This window comes from Poritiphilus flavus (genome assembly GCF_009901585.1).
GTDB classification, from domain to species: domain Bacteria; phylum Bacteroidota; class Bacteroidia; order Flavobacteriales; family Flavobacteriaceae; genus Poritiphilus; species Poritiphilus flavus.
Window position 1 is genome coordinate 106,965 of sequence record NZ_WXYO01000001.1, and the last position, 14,709, is coordinate 121,673.

Sequence of the window (14,709 nt, forward strand, 5' to 3'; positions counted from 1 at the left end):
TTCTATTTCGGTTCAGCTAAGATCAGTTCGGAAACATCAGGCCAGTAATACCGGATCTTTTCCACCGCTTTATTGCCCAATTCCCTTTCCCAAAGCTGTTCCTTACGCTGACCTTTGAGCTTTTCGTAAAGCTTGATGGCTCCAAGGTTACCGGTCAGTACCCACAAATACATATCCGGCCGTTTTCCCTTTCGAACAATCTCAGTTGCCAGGGCACTCATAAGTTTTTTACCGATCCCTTTACCACTGTGCTCCGCTGCCACATGTAAATTATCCAGATAGGAGCCGTACTGCTCGTTCTCGTCAAAAAACATGCAGCCAAAACCTATAAGTTCAGGGCCCTCTTCGGCCAGGATAATGCATAGATCCGGGTCGGGATCCGATAGCCTTTCATTCCAGACTTTTTCGCGGTCGTCAATTACCTGGTGATCCAGGTAATGATCATCCAGCATACCGCGGTAATTCAGCTGCCAGTTTTTGGCGTGCAAGGCGGCTATATTGTCCGCGTCTTCCCTGTTGGCACTCCTGAATTTAGGCATGCTGTGTAGTTTATATTCCTTGAGCGTCGTATACGATCACCTTTTTCCAAAGGTCTTTACACTCTTCAATAAAGATAAGATGAGCGTCTTCTTCCTGGTATCCTTGTTGCGCTTCGGCAGAATCAAAAGTTACAACCAGCTTATAGGTGAAGGAATCATCTACAACATCCCTGGTAGCCTTAGGAGCTTTCCCTATGAAATTGGTCTTGGCAAATTTGGAGTTTTTGAGAAACTTTTTCAGTGAAGCCTCAAAATGAGCCTGATCTACCTCGTTATCCGGGTTATTAAACCAGAAGAATACCGTGTGGACGTAGTTTGGATCAAAAGTTTTCATATTGTCTTGGCTGTAGCTTATTGCGGTTAGCATTAAAAAAGTAAAAATACATACTGACTTTTTCATATTTCAAAATTTGTGATCTATTCTTTCTCTATTGCGGGCTTTTGTTCCGATTCCAGTTCAAGGGCAGAATAATCCAGTTTCCATCCGATGGTCTCTACAATTTTCTCGATAAGCAAAATGGCCTCCAGTGCCTCTTTTTTAGCAGTTTCCATCAGCCTGCTTTGGGGTATCTTTTCCAGGATATGCTTTTTCGCCTCTTTGTTCAGGGCGGTCAGGTCATCCGGCTTAAAGGCATTGAAAAGGTCATTTTTTATATCGTAGAACTCCAGCTCCGGTTCTATAGAGAGTACCTGGGGTTCCGGAAAATTGCTTAGGATGATCTTCCTTTTTGTATTGTCCGCGCGCATCAGAATTTTACTAAGGTTATAACCTATCTGCGCTTTCGCATTGATCACGATCAGGGCCTTTTTTTTGCTTGTAAAAAGGCTCATAAAATGCGATTTAGTGTTCTCGTATTGATAAATTTCCGCAAAATCACCCTCCACGGTGATCAGTTTGCAAACACTTTTTATTTTTTCAAGAAGTACGGTAGACTGATGCTTGGTAAGTTCCTTACGTTTCTTTTTTCTGAAAATCCCATAAAGCCAATACATCAGAATGGCTCCCAAGATCAATCCTAAAAAGGCTTCCAAAATACTATCCATACTATTTTCCTATTTCCCCCAGATGTGTGAATTTAAACCCCTTCTCGTATTTCAAACCGTAACCCACGATCCGGTCCATGGCGGCATGGCTAAAGAGGATCACTCCCACGAGTTGCCATAGCGGTAAAGCAAGATACACTCCCAAAAGATATATGGCAAGTGCCAATCCCTTGTGATGGAACAAATTGTAAAAGAAGGCCCCGACCCTATTTCCCATCAGATATCCCAGCATACCGATATCCGGAAGCAGTATCAATGCAGGAAACCACCACCATGCAAAAGGTAAGAGGGAGAAGAGGTAAACTCCAAAACCAAACTGTAGTACCTCTTCGAGTTTTAGTGTTGTTTTCATTCTTCGAGTATTTTGTAGAGTACGGGCCGGCTGGGTGTCGCGTCGTTTTCAAATGGAGCCATCTGGAGATTCAAAAAATAGGTTCCGTCGGGAATTGCATTAGGAACATAAATGAATTCCGTTATGGTCGCATTTGCCCGGATTTTCCCTTCAAAATTCCAGAACGCCTTATGAGCCAGCAGGGCTCCGGCATCTTTCTCTTTATCCACTGAGGGTAGATCTATAAGCAAATGTTCTACCCCTAGATCCGCTAGAAAAGCCGCGGTTTGTTCCAATAAATAAGGCGGGTTGGTATGCGAATACTGCTTGCTTAGTTTTTTGATAGTGTTCGGGATAGTTCGGATGACTACCGCCTCTCTTTTTCGTTTGCCGAGAGCGTATTCCAGTTGTTTTCTCGAGACCACAAAATCTTCCTGGTATTTTTCCGGGGCGATGGTGATCACTTCCGCGAGAAAGAAAAATCGGGACCAATGGCTGTTGACAGAATGAAATTCCTCAGTAATATGCCCAACACATTCAGTATGTGTACCATGTGCATGTGGATTAAAGAAAATATTGTTGAAATTCGTCGATCCTCCTTCGGACACCTTGCCTACAAAATCACCATCGCTGTGCGGTTCAATACGGGGCGGTTTGAGATACCAGGCGTTCACATTGGATTCATCTCCACGCAGGGGGATGGAGATATCCAACGGCTGAGAAAGATCTATGCGGTATTTCCCGGAAAGATGTGAAATGGTTGTGATCACAGTTGGTACAGTGCGCTAATTAGCTTCCAAGTTAAGGATAAAAAGATCGGCTGCAATCCCGTCGATCAAAAACTTTCCTCGTGCCGTGGCCTTCAGAATATCCTCATTCCACTGTAGAAAGCCCTCTTCCACAAATTTTTGAGCCTGATGCCTGAGATATCTGGCGTATTGCGTGCCGTATTCCTCCTGCACTTTTGCGGTTGAAACTCCCCATATGGTCCTGAGACCGGTCATTACATACTCGTTATATAGATCCTTAATGGAAAGTTCCTCCCGTTCCAGGGGTAATTCCCTATTGCTGATGGATTTCAAATATTTATGGTTATTCCGGACGCTCCAACTCCTTTTGGCACCGTCATAGGAATGGGCAGACGGGCCAATACCCAGGTACTTCTTACCCTGCCAGTAAGCGCTGTTGTTCTGCGAGAAAAATCCGGGCTTGCCAAAATTCGAGATCTCGTAGTGTACAAATCCTTCAGCCTCCAGTTTTTCTACCATAAGTTCAAAATGTTCCTGGCTAGACGTTTCATCTACCGCTTCTATCAGTCCTTTTTCGATGAATTTGGCCAGGGCCGTTTTAGGTTCTACGGTAAGGGCATAGGCGGAAATATGCGGGATCCCAAAAGACAGGGCCTTATTTATGTTGGACTCCCATCTTTCAAGAGACATTTCGGGAATACCATAGATGAGATCAATTGAGAGGTTTTCAAAATGCATCTGTACAAGCTCAAGACAGCGGGTTGCCTCCACGGCCGAATGCGCGCGGTTCATCATCCTTAGATCTTCCTCAAAAAAAGATTGTACCCCCAGGCTTAGACGGTTGATCCGCGAAGCGGCCAATGCCACTGTCTTTTCCTCACTTAAATCATCCGGATTCGCTTCCAGGGTAATTTCAGGAGCTGCATTTACCTGAAAATTCTCATATACTTCACCAATAAGAAATTCGACATCCTCAACCTCCAGAAGGGATGGAGTACCCCCGCCGAAGTATATGCTCTGAATCGCCTCGCCTCCCAACTCTTCCTTCCGCAGGCGTAGTTCCATACCCAAAGCTTCTACCATTTCACTTTTTTTCCGTGTGTTCGTCGAGAAATGAAAATCACAATAGTGACAGGCCTGCTTGCAAAATGGGATATGGAAGTAGATGGAGGACATTTTCAGTAATCAGTGAACAGTAAACAGTAATCCGGAGAAAATAAAAGGCAATTTACTGAAATCTTTTTTCAGTGATAACCTTTACTTTAGTCAGGTTACTTAACCATATATGAGATATCAGAGCTTGATAGCGTACCAGAAGTCCTTTCTTCTGGCAATGCAGATTTTCGAAGTTTCTAAAACCTTTCCAGTGGAAGAAAGATATGCCCTTACGAACCAGATAAGAAGATCATCTAGAAGTGTAGCTGCCGCAATAGCGGAATCCTATGGAAAAAGAAAATATCCAAAGCACTTCATAAACAAACTTACTGATTCCGATTCCGAAAATCTTGAAACTCAGACCTGGCTCCGATTTGCTCTGGAATGTAAATACATTGATAATGGAGAGTTCAAGCGTTTAATGGACGAAAGTACTCAGGTTGGTAAACTAATATCTCATATGATACGGTTTCCGGAAAAATTCGGATCCAAATAACCCCATACTGATTACTGATTACTGTTCACTGTTCACTAGTCCCCCTCCACTCTTCCTTCATTTTGCTTAACAAAAGCCTCCCAGCCGCTGTAGCTTTTGCCGACGTTCGGGCGACCCTGATTGTAAAAGTGGCATACCGCGGCGGCCAGGCCGTCCGTGCTGTCCAGGTTTTTAGGAAGAGATTTCAGGCCCAGCATGCCCTGAAGCATTTTGGCCACCTGTTCCTTACTGGCATTCCCGTTCCCGGTTATGGCCATTTTGATTTTTTTAGGCAGGTATTCTGTTATAGGGATCTGACGAGAAAGCCCTGCAGCCATTGCTACTCCCTGGGCACGGCCCAGTTTGAGCATAGATTGTACATTCTTTCCAAAAAAGGGGGCTTCAATAGCGATCTCATCCGGGTGGTAAGTATCTATAAGTTCTATGGTACGGTCAAAGATCAATTTTAGTTTGGTAAAATGGTCGTCGTACTTTTTAAGCATCAGTTCATTCATTTGAATGAATTCCATCTGCTTCCCAATAACCCTGATGATGCCGAATCCCATAATGGTAGTCCCGGGGTCGATTCCTAGAATAATTTTCTCCTTTACGATCATCCTAAAGCAGTGTCATTTGGTATTTAGTACGATGGGGATCCGGAACTTGGCGTTCACAGGATTCCCCCTTTTTAAGGCAGGTTCAACACGGGGCAAACTCTTCAGGCTTTGACTGATGATACCGTTAAACTCAGGGATCTGATCATTTACAAGTTGATTCTCTTCGATGTAAAGCACAGACATTGAACCTTCCCTATCGACCAGGAAATCCATATAGATCGTATCATCAATATCCTGATCCAGTGTGAACTCAAAATCCTGAAGGGTCATCGAAAAATGAAGTAGCAAAGTATTCTCAAAGCACTCCTTTTGAGCACTCTTGGGAGCCGTTTCGTCACAGTCATCGAACAAGGGGTACTGATCCACATCGTTCCAGTCAATGCTGAGCAATTCTGCTTCTACCAGCTTGCGGGTCCGCGTCTCCGGGGAGGCGAACCAATTACAGGAAAGCAGGAGCAAACAACATCCTAAAATGAGGAAATTCCGCATTGGGGTCTAATTACAGCCGGAAATTACGACTTTTTTAGGCAAATTAATCCGAGGGAAAATGGATTTCTTTTATATAGACTACAATGCGTTTTGGTAGAGAGTAAAGGCTATCTGCCATAGACAGCCTTTACTTCCTATATTTCAGGTTTTATCTAATTTGAAGGTCAACGGGAATGAAAATGGAACGCTTACATTTTTGCCTTTATCTTTTCCCGGGCTCATTTCAGGAAGCAGTGAAATAATACGAACGGCTTCGGCTTCCAATAAGGCATGTGGTCCTCTTTTTTGAATGTCAGTGATCATACCATTTTGGTCAATCGTGAATATGACGTTTACTCTTCCTTCTATTTGCTGTTCTTCTGCCTCTTTTGGATAATTGAAATTCTGATTTATGTGTTCCATGATCATTTCAAGAAAGCAAGTCCTTTTGTCCTGGGCATTCTCGCATCCTGGAAATACCGGGACTTCATAGACCAATCCAAAGGGTACTACATCCGGAGAAATATTGGCTGAACTGAATTCAATGGACGGTCCGAAAACCTTTCTGGCCTTTATTCTCTCATTATTTGGGCCGGTGATAAAGGCATCTCCGGACGCGGGCAGGAATTTCATGGTGTTCTCTTTATCTGTAATAGTAAGGGACCATTCGTTCGATGCTGTTGAAAGTGATTTGAGGGTTTTAAATACCTCTTTCTCCTCTTCCTGATTTAGGTTTTGCACGTCCTGAACACTGATCTCAGGATCCAGGTCCGTTTTCTCACTACTTTCACAAGAAGAGTACAGCAGCATTGATGAAATCAGGGGCAGAAGGAGTAGGTACTTCAATTGCCTGATACTTTTGGATTTTGTTTTTTGTAGCATATCTATTCTTTTTTTAATTAATGATGATTTAGAAAATTGGTTGATCAAAGAGATATTTTCAACATCAAATACTTCTGAAAGCAGTTGTAGATAGTGTTCTTTTTTGTTTGTTTTCACCACGCTGTCATCTGCTATGTACTCATGTAACTCCGAGATTCGCTTTTGATAGATGTAAACAAATGGATTAAACCAGGCAGGAATTCGCATGAGTTCAAAAAAGAGCAAATCCAGACTGTGTTTTTCCCGAATATGTACAAGTTCATGCTGAATTATGCTTCTATGCTTGTTTTGTGGGATCTGGTCACCTATATACACCGATCGGAAAAATGAAAAAGCCTGATTGGTATCGGGAATCAATATTTTAGTAAAGCCCCTGAAATGATGTACTTGTCCTGCACTTCGCAACTTTCTCAGTCTATACAATTTATATCCAAACCAAAATGCAGCAACAACCATCCCACTAAACAAGATTAGATCCCAAATGGGTAATTCACCGTTCGCAGCTTGATTTCCCGATAACTGTATATCGGAAAAGGGATCCATATCAAATAGATAAGCAGAATAAGAAAGTACTCTTTTCGGGACCACTGCATTGAAGATCTCAATTTTTACGAGTGGCAAGACCATGGAAAGTATGTAGGAGCCAATCAGGTAAAAACGATTCCACTTAAAAAAGGTCTCCCGTCTTAAGAAAATATCATAGAGCATAAGAAATGCTGACTGAAAAAGCAGACTGGCGATAATGTTTTGTATCATGATTCGTCCTTTTTAATTTCCTTGAGTATAGCTTCCAATTCCGATAGACTCATATCGTTTTTCTTCATAAAAAATGAAACCATGCTCTTAAAAGATCCCTGAAAATAGCCGTCCACCAACTTATTGATAGATTGATTGCTATAATCTCCCTTTTCTACTAGTGGAAAATAGTTATGGCCCTTACCTTCTTTTTCATGATCTAAAAATCCTTTGCTTTCAAGAATGCGCACTATAGTTGATATCGTATTGTAGGCCGGCTTGGGTTCCGGTAATTCCTCGATCACTGCAGCTACATTGGCCTTTTTTAGTTTCCAAAGTATCTGCATAACCTCTTCTTCTGCCTTAGTGAGTTGTTTCATGCTTTGAATGAATTTATTGTTCTTATCCCAAATATAACTAAAATTTTAGTTTAAACTAAGTTTTTAGTTATAAAATATAAAAAGCCTTGTGAATCCCCTGAATTTTGTAACATTTCCATCGTATCTTCGTCAAACAGTAAATCTATTTAGGCTATGGACATTGTACTGCTGATCCTGGGGTTTTTGCTTATGCTCCTGGGAATTTTAGGGAGTTTTTTACCAGTCTTACCTGGCCCACCCGTAAGTTGGATCGGCCTATTGCTACTGGTTCTTACCAAAGCTGTCCCGGACGATTGGTGGTTTTTAGGCATCACCCTGGTAGTGGCACTCTTGGTTTTTGCCATGGATTACGTCATCCCTGCAGTGGGAACTAGAAAGTTCGGCGGAAGCAAGGCTGGTATGATAGGCACCACAATAGGCCTTGTGGTGGCGATTGTTTTCCCCATTCTCGGAATATTTGGTATCATCATCTGGCCCTTTATTGGGGCGCTTGTGGGGGAACTTGCCAATAAGGCGGATCAAAAAACCGCTTTAAAGGCCGCTTTGGGATCTTTTATCGGATTCCTTACCGGTACTTTCCTGAAATTTGTGGTCGCCGTGATCTATTTGGGATTATTCGTATCCAAAGCCTGGGAATACAAGGCCTCTTTATTCCCCTATTTCAGCTAGATAACAAAAGTCTAGAGCCAGGTAGTCTTTTCCTCTATAGGTTGACGGACACCTTCCGGGATCTCCTCATCAGTGTATCCCATATAGAAAAAGCCCAGGCATTTTTCACCTTCGTTAAGTTCAAAGAATTCACCCATGTATTTGATGAGTCCGGGAGAACTCCAATAGGCGCCTATACCCATTTCAGCACAACAGAGCCACATATTCTGAACGGCCATTGCGGTGGCTGCAATTTCCTCCCATTCCGGAAGACTTTCCTTAGGGTCTCTTTGCATACAAATGGCGATTACAGCTCCCGCTCTTTTAGGGTTCTCCAGTAGTTTTCTGATCTTTATCTGTTTTGGGCGCGGATCTACCTCCTGGTATTTTTTAGATAGGAACTCTCCCAGTCTTTCTTTGGAGGTTCCTGTGAGGACTTTAAACCGCCACGGTTCTGTTTTTTTGTGAGTAGGGGCCCAATTTGCCGCTTCGAGTATCTTTTCAATGGCCGATTTGGCAATAGGTTGCTCATTGTATTGCACCGGAAAAACAGCACGGCGATTTTTTATAAGGTCTGAGATCATAGAAATTCTTTTGTTGTCAAAAATAAGGCTTTGGAGGTTCATGATCCTCCTCTGAGTTATAATTTATCATCCAAAAGCAGACCCATACAATTCCTTAACGCCCTATTCCGATTATCTGCTTTCCAAATTACCGAAAGTATGGCCCGCTGAGGAATTGAGCTAAGCTGGATTAACTTCAGATTCAGTCGGAATCCGTATTGGAGCGCAGTAGGAACGATGGCGATGCCCATACCGTTCTCTACCAAACGGAATATGGTCTGGGCGTGTACGGATTTGTGTGAGATCTTTGGGCTGAAACCGGCGTCTTCGCATATGCTCATTACCGTATCAAAATACAAAGGGCTGTAATCCTGGTCGAAAAGAATGAATTCTTCTTCTGAGAACTGTTGCATGCCTTTAAAGTCATGCTCATCTACCGGGTGACCTTCCGGCAGGACCAGTGAAAAAGTATCTTCAAAAACCGGCCTTATCTCCATGCCCTTTGGGACTCTTGCAAGGCGCACAAAGCCAATATCCAACCGATCTTTCAACACGGCATTCACCTGTGAACGATTAGAAAGTTCCTCCAGACTGGTCTGTATCCTGGGAAATTCTTTTTTCAGATCCAACAATAGATCGGGGATAACATTCTGCATGGCAGACCCCAGGAAACCAATTCGCAAAGTACCAGCATGCCCCTGACCTATACTTTTCAACTCTGCCTCTGTAAGCGCCAGATGATTCAAAACAAACTCGATCTCCTCCTTGAAGTATTTGCCTGCTGGGGTCAGGCTCACCTTCTTTTTGGAACGCGTCAGTAAACTAACCCCGAGCACCTCCTCCATTTGCTTGATCTGCCGACTTAGGCCAGGCTGAGAAATAAAAAGCTTTTCAGCTGCTTTTCTAAAGTGCAATTCCTCCGCCACAGCAAGAAAATATCGAAAATGTCGTAATTCCAATTGATAACTCACAGTTATTAATTATTGATTTATATAGTATTTCTAATTATCAAACTTAATCAATAATTTTATGCTTCCAAAGCAAATTCATGAAGTCTGACAAAAAAACATTTTCACTTGGCCAGGACCTCCTTACTGCCGGTATTGCGCTTGAAATTGCGAGGAATAACCGCCGTTGTACCGTCTCTGAAGAATCACGGCAAAGCGTAATAAAAAGTCGCCAGACTGTGGCTGATATTGTTGAGATGGGCGAGCCGGTATACGGTATAAACACAGGCTTTGGTCCCTTATGCACCACCAGGATCTCCAAAGAAGAGACGCGCATACTGCAGATGAATATCTTACAGAGCCACAGTGTGGGTGTCGGGTCGCCCATACAGACGGAGACGGCCAAACTTATGCTGATCTTAAAGGCCCATTCCCTTGCTAAAGGGTTTTCAGGCATCTCCGAAATCACCCTGGACCGCATTCTCTGGCATATAGAAAATGATGCGATCCCTCTGGTACCCTCACAGGGATCAGTAGGCGCATCCGGAGATCTGGCTCCGCTATCCCATCTATTTTTACCGTTGATAGGCCTTGGAAAAGTGAACTATCAGGGCAGGGAAATGGAGACCGCAGAACTGTTTGAAATTACCGGGCTAAAGCCGCTGGAACTAGGCCCTAAAGAAGGCCTGGCACTGATCAATGGAACACAGTTCATCGCGGCACACGCCACACAGGTACTGGAAAAACTACATCATTGCCTTGCCCAGGCGGATATCGTTGGCGCCATGATGATCGAAGGGCTGCAAGGGTCCATCAAGCCGTTCTATAGTGAGCTCCACACACTGCGTCCTTTCAAGGGCAATGTCCATGTGGCTGCAAGGATAAACGCGCTGCTGAAGGGTTCCGAGATCATGGAAGACCATATAGATTGTGAGCGGGTTCAGGATCCATACTCCCTACGCTGTATTCCACAGGTACACGGAGCATCCCGGAATGCCTGGTTGCACCTCAAGGAATTGCTGGAAATTGAACTGAATGCTGTAACGGACAATCCTGTCATCATAGATCAGGATCTTACGATCAGCGGGGGAAGTTTTCACGGCCAGCCCCTGGCAATGGCCCTGGATTACGCCTGCCTGGCAGCTTCAGAAATCGGTAATATTTCCGATAGGAGGATTTATCTGGCCCTGGAAGGCAATAGCCCTGGTGTCCCAAAATTGCTTATGGAAGATACCGGGATCAATTCCGGGTATATGATATTGCAATATACTTCCGCGGCCCTGGCGAGTGAAAATAAAAGCCTGTGTTTCCCTGCCAGTGCAGATAGTATTCCTACCTCCCTGGGCCAGGAAGACCACGTGAGTATGGGATCCATTTCAGGAAGGAAAGCGCTGCAAGTCCTGGAGAACGTTGAGAAGATCCTCGCAGTGGAACTGTTAACGGCCTCTCAGGCATTTGAATTCAGAAAGCCTTTAAAATCCGGTGTCTTACTGGATGAAGTGCACAAAAAAGTTAGAAAACATGTTGCTTTTGCAGACAAGGACAGGGTGTTTGCCACAGACATTGAAGCTGCCCTGACGCTCATTCGGGATAAGGCCATTATCCAAACTGTGGAGGAAGCCAGGAGCAAAGAGGGTTTAAGCCTGAAAACCCCTTACTCTAAAGAATTTGAGGTATATTGATGGAAGGAGAGAAGAGATGTTAGATGTTGGATGTTGGATGTTGGATGTTAGATGTTGGATGTTGGATGTTGGACGTTGGATGTTGGATGTTAGATGTTAGATGTTAGATGTTAGAAAATAAAACATAAGATTTAAGTTCTGTCTTCTGGCATTAAAAAATTATTTGCTTTACAGAAAATTTATCATAGTGCAGCATAAAATACTAATAGGGCCTTTTTCACAAATACTCCCGCTGCGGGGGATGCCATTAAAGGGGTCGCTTTCGGATGAAGATCTCGAACTGATAACCGATGCCGGAATCCTTATTGAAGGTAAGCGAATCGTCAGCCTTGATAAATTTAATAGCCTACTACCCCTAGCGAAGGAAGCAGGAGCGGAAATCCATGAACTAAAGGGGAAACACTGTTGCCTGCCAGGCTTCGTGGATGCTCATACACATATCTGTTTTGGAGGATCACGCGCCAGGGACTACGCGCTTAGAAATTCGGGTAAAACCTATCTGGAAATCGCGCGGGAAGGCGGAGGTATATGGGATACGGTAACCCAAACCAGAATGGCCAGTCAGAAAGAACTGGTTTCCGGGATCATCAAAAGGTCTAAACGCCACCTAAAGAATGGCACCACTACCCTGGAGGTTAAAAGCGGCTATGGATTATCCGTGGATAAGGAGCTCAAAATGCTACAAGCCATAAAGCAAGCCAATGCGGAACTTGAGCAGGACCTCATAGCAACCTGCCTGGCGGCGCATACCATTCCCAGAGAATACGAAGGCAATGCCGAAGCATACCTGCAGCAGCTTATAGACGTGCTGCTACCACAAATAAAAAAGCTAAAGCTTGCGGGTCGGGTCGATGCTTTTATTGAAGAAAGCGCCTTTACTGCAGAAAACATTCAACCTTATTTCCAGGCGGCAAAGGCTTTAGGCTTTGATATTACTGTGCACGCTGATCAATTCACCACCTCCGGCAGTGAAGTGGCTGTACAATTCAATGCCATCAGCGCGGATCATTTGGAAGCCAGTACGGACAAAGAGATTGAACTCCTGGCAAGCAGCAATGTAATTGCCACTGCGCTACCCGGAGCTTCTCTAGGCCTGGGATGTGACTTTACTCCTGCAAGGAAAATTCTGGACGCCGGTGGAGCGCTTGCTATTGCAAGTGATCACAATCCGGGTTCGGCTCCCATGGGCGATCTGCTTACACAAGCTGCAGTGTTGGGAAGTTTTGAAAAACTCAGCAATGCGGAAGTACTGGCCGGAATTACCTTTAGGGCTGCCGCCGCATTAAATTTAAAGGACCGGGGTATGCTAGCCAAGGGTGCCCTTGCCGATCTGGCGGTATTCCACACTTCGGATTATCGCGAGATCCTCTACCAGCAAGGAAACTTCAAACCCTGTATGATCTGGAAAAATGGGGTCCTGGCATTTGACAAACACAAGAAATAAGCCTTATGGAAGAAGGAGTTGCTACAGCTGATTTCAGGGAAAAACTAATTCAGGGTATTCCGGAGCAGTTACCACCCAAACGTCAACACTTAAGGGGGCCACAGAGTGCCCCGATACGAAAGGACATTCTCGGGAAGCAGGAAAAGATCCTGGCCCTGAAGAATGCACTGCGCTACTTTCCACCTTCGTGGCACCAGGAACTGGCGCCGGAGTTTGCTGAGGAACTCAAAAACTACGGGCGTATATATATGTATCGTTTCAAACCCGATTACAAGATCTTCGCCAGGCCTATTGAGGATTACCCCGCCAAGTGCAGAGAGGCCGCTGCTATTATGCTTATGATACAGAATAATCTGGATCCGGCAGTCGCCCAACATCCTGATGAGTTGATCACCTACGGTGGCAATGGAGCGGTATTCCAGAACTGGGCACAGTACCTGTTATGCATGCGATATCTTGCTACTATGAGCAGTGAGCAAACCCTGCATATGTATTCGGGACACCCTATGGGTTTGTTCCCTTCCTCAGAAGGCGCTCCCAGAGTAGTGGTTACCAACGGGATGATGATACCGAATTACTCCAAACCTGATGACTGGGAAAGATTCAACGCTTTGGGGGTTACCCAATACGGGCAGATGACTGCGGGTTCCTATATGTACATAGGGCCGCAGGGTATAGTACACGGAACGGCAATAACCGTAATGAACGCCTTTAGAAAGGTTTTGCAAAAGGATGAGGCCACTAAAGGCAAAATATTCTTAACCGCCGGGCTAGGCGGAATGAGCGGAGCTCAACCCAAGGCCGGGAATATTGCAGGCTGTATTACAGTCTGCGCGGAAGTAAACCCGGTGGCCGCCAGAAAAAGGTATGAACAGGGCTGGGTTGACGAGCTTATTGAAGACATGAATTCCCTTATTGCCAGAACCAAAAGGGCGATGGAAGCACAGGAGACCATTTCCCTTGCTTACATTGGAAATGTTGTGGAGGTATGGGAACAATTCCTGGAAGCAGACATCTATGTGCATCTGGGGTCGGACCAGACTTCGCTTCACAATCCCTGGGCCGGAGGTTATTACCCTGTGGACTGTTCCTTTGAGGAATCCAACAGCCTCATGGCTGAAAATCCGGAACTTTTTAAAGAAAAAGTAAGACAGTCCCTGAGAAGGCAGGTGGAGGCGATAAACCGGCACACCGAAAAAGGCACTTACTTTTTTGATTACGGCAATGCATTCTTATTGGAAGCATCAAGGGCGGGAGCAGACATTATGGCGGCGAATGGACTGGATTTCAAATACCCTTCATATGTTCAGGATATATTGGGACCCATGTGTTTCGACTACGGTTTCGGGCCATTCCGATGGGTTTGTACTTCAGGGGATGCCAGAGATCTTGAAAAGACGGACGCCATTGCCCTGTCGGTTATGAAAAGCATTCGGGAAGATGCTCCGGAGGTCATTCAGCAACAGATGCAGGACAACATCAAATGGATAAGCGAGGCGGCCCAAAACAAGCTGGTGGTAGGTTCACAGGCCAGGATACTGTATGCAGATGCCGAGGGGAGACAAAAGATCGGCGCAGCTTTCAATAAAGCAATCAAGGACGGGCATATCAGTGCTCCAGTAGTCCTGGGAAGGGATCACCACGATGTGAGCGGAACAGACTCTCCCTTCAGGGAGACCAGCAATATTTACGATGGCAGTAAATTCACCGCAGATATGGCCATTCACAATGTAATCGGTGATAGTTTTAGGGGAGCGAGCTGGGTTTCTATTCACAATGGCGGTGGAGTCGGATGGGGAGAGGTAATAAACGGGGGGTTCGGCCTGGTGTTGGACGGATCCGAAGCTGCTGATCACAGGCTGAAGCAAATGCTGTTCTACGACGTAAATAACGGCATCGCCCGAAGAAGTTGGGCCCGTAACCAGGAAGCCCTATTCGCAATAAAAAGGGAGATGGAGCGCAGTCCGGAATTGCAGGTAACACTGCCGCATCTGGCAGATGAAAGTATGCTGGAAGGCTTATTTGATCCGAAGGGTGATTGAAATCAAAA

Annotated in this window: 17 protein-coding genes; 5 read left to right on the plus strand and 12 right to left on the minus strand. The window is 44.9% G+C overall.

The window, feature by feature from the left end:
- Nucleotides 1–2: 2 nt before the first annotated feature.
- The 6 genes from GTQ38_RS00445 to hemW are packed head-to-tail and all read right to left on the minus strand — an operon-like array spanning nucleotide 3 to nucleotide 3,839.
- A complete protein-coding gene (locus GTQ38_RS00445; RefSeq protein WP_161433261.1) occupies nucleotides 3–539 on the minus strand; it encodes a GNAT family N-acetyltransferase in 537 nt (178 codons plus the stop codon).
- 10 nt (nucleotides 540–549) lie between these two features.
- Nucleotides 550–939: a Dabb family protein gene (locus GTQ38_RS00450; protein ID WP_161433262.1), complete on the minus strand. Its 390-nt coding sequence runs from the start codon at nucleotides 937–939 to the stop codon at nucleotides 550–552.
- Nucleotides 940–956: 17 nt separating this feature from the next.
- Nucleotides 957–1,583: a DUF4230 domain-containing protein gene (locus GTQ38_RS00455; RefSeq protein ID WP_161433263.1), complete on the minus strand. Its 627-nt coding sequence runs from the start codon at nucleotides 1,581–1,583 to the stop codon at nucleotides 957–959.
- 1 nt (nucleotide 1,584) lies between these two features.
- A complete protein-coding gene (locus GTQ38_RS00460) occupies nucleotides 1,585–1,935 on the minus strand; it encodes a DUF4260 domain-containing protein (RefSeq protein ID WP_161433264.1) in 351 nt (116 codons plus the stop codon).
- A complete protein-coding gene (locus GTQ38_RS00465; RefSeq protein ID WP_161433265.1) occupies nucleotides 1,932–2,684 on the minus strand; it encodes a cyclase family protein in 753 nt (250 codons plus the stop codon). The genes GTQ38_RS00460 and GTQ38_RS00465 overlap by 4 nt, the downstream gene beginning before the upstream one ends.
- A gap of 15 nt (nucleotides 2,685–2,699) precedes the next feature.
- The gene (hemW, locus tag GTQ38_RS00470) at nucleotides 2,700–3,839 is read right to left on the minus strand and encodes a radical SAM family heme chaperone HemW (protein WP_161433266.1); all 1,140 of its coding nucleotides are present in this window, start codon (nucleotides 3,837–3,839) and stop codon (nucleotides 2,700–2,702) included.
- Nucleotides 3,840–3,948: 109 nt separating this feature from the next.
- Here hemW and GTQ38_RS00475 point away from each other — a divergent pair, with 109 nt between their 5' ends.
- Nucleotides 3,949–4,314, plus strand: coding sequence for a four helix bundle protein (locus GTQ38_RS00475; protein WP_161433267.1), 366 nt, complete (start codon nucleotides 3,949–3,951; stop codon nucleotides 4,312–4,314).
- Between the two features lie 35 nt (nucleotides 4,315–4,349).
- On the opposite strand, the gene ruvC is transcribed toward GTQ38_RS00475, so the two are convergent.
- From ruvC to GTQ38_RS00495, 4 genes are all read right to left on the minus strand, one after another.
- Nucleotides 4,350–4,907 (minus strand): crossover junction endodeoxyribonuclease RuvC, encoded by a 558-nt coding sequence (ruvC, locus tag GTQ38_RS00480; RefSeq protein WP_161434009.1) that lies wholly within the window; start codon nucleotides 4,905–4,907, stop codon nucleotides 4,350–4,352.
- 15 nt (nucleotides 4,908–4,922) lie between these two features.
- A complete protein-coding gene (locus tag GTQ38_RS00485) occupies nucleotides 4,923–5,399 on the minus strand; it encodes a hypothetical protein (protein WP_161433268.1) in 477 nt (158 codons plus the stop codon).
- A gap of 141 nt (nucleotides 5,400–5,540) precedes the next feature.
- Nucleotides 5,541–7,016, minus strand: a complete 1,476-nt coding sequence (locus GTQ38_RS00490) for a M56 family metallopeptidase (RefSeq protein ID WP_161433269.1) — start codon at nucleotides 7,014–7,016, stop codon at nucleotides 5,541–5,543.
- On the minus strand, nucleotides 7,013–7,375 hold the full coding sequence (locus GTQ38_RS00495; protein WP_161433270.1) for a BlaI/MecI/CopY family transcriptional regulator: 363 nt from the start codon (nucleotides 7,373–7,375) through the stop codon (nucleotides 7,013–7,015). The genes GTQ38_RS00490 and GTQ38_RS00495 overlap by 4 nt, the downstream gene beginning before the upstream one ends.
- 153 nt (nucleotides 7,376–7,528) lie before the next feature.
- On the opposite strand from GTQ38_RS00495, the gene GTQ38_RS00500 reads away from it, so the two are divergent.
- A complete protein-coding gene (locus tag GTQ38_RS00500; protein ID WP_161433271.1) occupies nucleotides 7,529–8,044 on the plus strand; it encodes a DUF456 domain-containing protein in 516 nt (171 codons plus the stop codon).
- Nucleotides 8,045–8,055: 11 nt separating this feature from the next.
- Here GTQ38_RS00500 and GTQ38_RS00505 read toward each other — a convergent pair whose 3' ends face one another.
- Both GTQ38_RS00505 and GTQ38_RS00510 read right to left on the minus strand, forming a co-directional pair.
- Nucleotides 8,056–8,607 carry a nitroreductase family protein gene (locus tag GTQ38_RS00505; RefSeq protein ID WP_161433272.1) on the minus strand — a complete coding sequence of 184 codons (552 nt, stop codon included), beginning with the start codon at nucleotides 8,605–8,607 and terminating at the stop codon, nucleotides 8,056–8,058.
- A 56-nt stretch (nucleotides 8,608–8,663) separates the two neighbouring features.
- Nucleotides 8,664–9,557: a LysR family transcriptional regulator gene (locus GTQ38_RS00510; RefSeq protein ID WP_161433273.1), complete on the minus strand. Its 894-nt coding sequence runs from the start codon at nucleotides 9,555–9,557 to the stop codon at nucleotides 8,664–8,666.
- Between the two features lie 77 nt (nucleotides 9,558–9,634).
- Between GTQ38_RS00510 and hutH the strand changes: the two genes are divergently transcribed.
- The 3 genes from hutH (at nucleotide 9,635) to GTQ38_RS00525 (ending at nucleotide 14,701) form a co-directional block, all read left to right on the plus strand.
- Nucleotides 9,635–11,215 (plus strand): histidine ammonia-lyase, encoded by a 1,581-nt coding sequence (gene hutH, locus GTQ38_RS00515; RefSeq protein WP_161433274.1) that lies wholly within the window; start codon nucleotides 9,635–9,637, stop codon nucleotides 11,213–11,215.
- Between the two features lie 187 nt (nucleotides 11,216–11,402).
- Nucleotides 11,403–12,659, plus strand: coding sequence for an imidazolonepropionase (hutI, locus tag GTQ38_RS00520; protein ID WP_317169020.1), 1,257 nt, complete (start codon nucleotides 11,403–11,405; stop codon nucleotides 12,657–12,659).
- Nucleotides 12,660–12,664: 5 nt separating this feature from the next.
- Nucleotides 12,665–14,701, plus strand: a complete 2,037-nt coding sequence (locus GTQ38_RS00525; RefSeq protein WP_161433275.1) for a urocanate hydratase — start codon at nucleotides 12,665–12,667, stop codon at nucleotides 14,699–14,701.
- Nucleotides 14,702–14,709 lie beyond the last annotated feature (8 nt).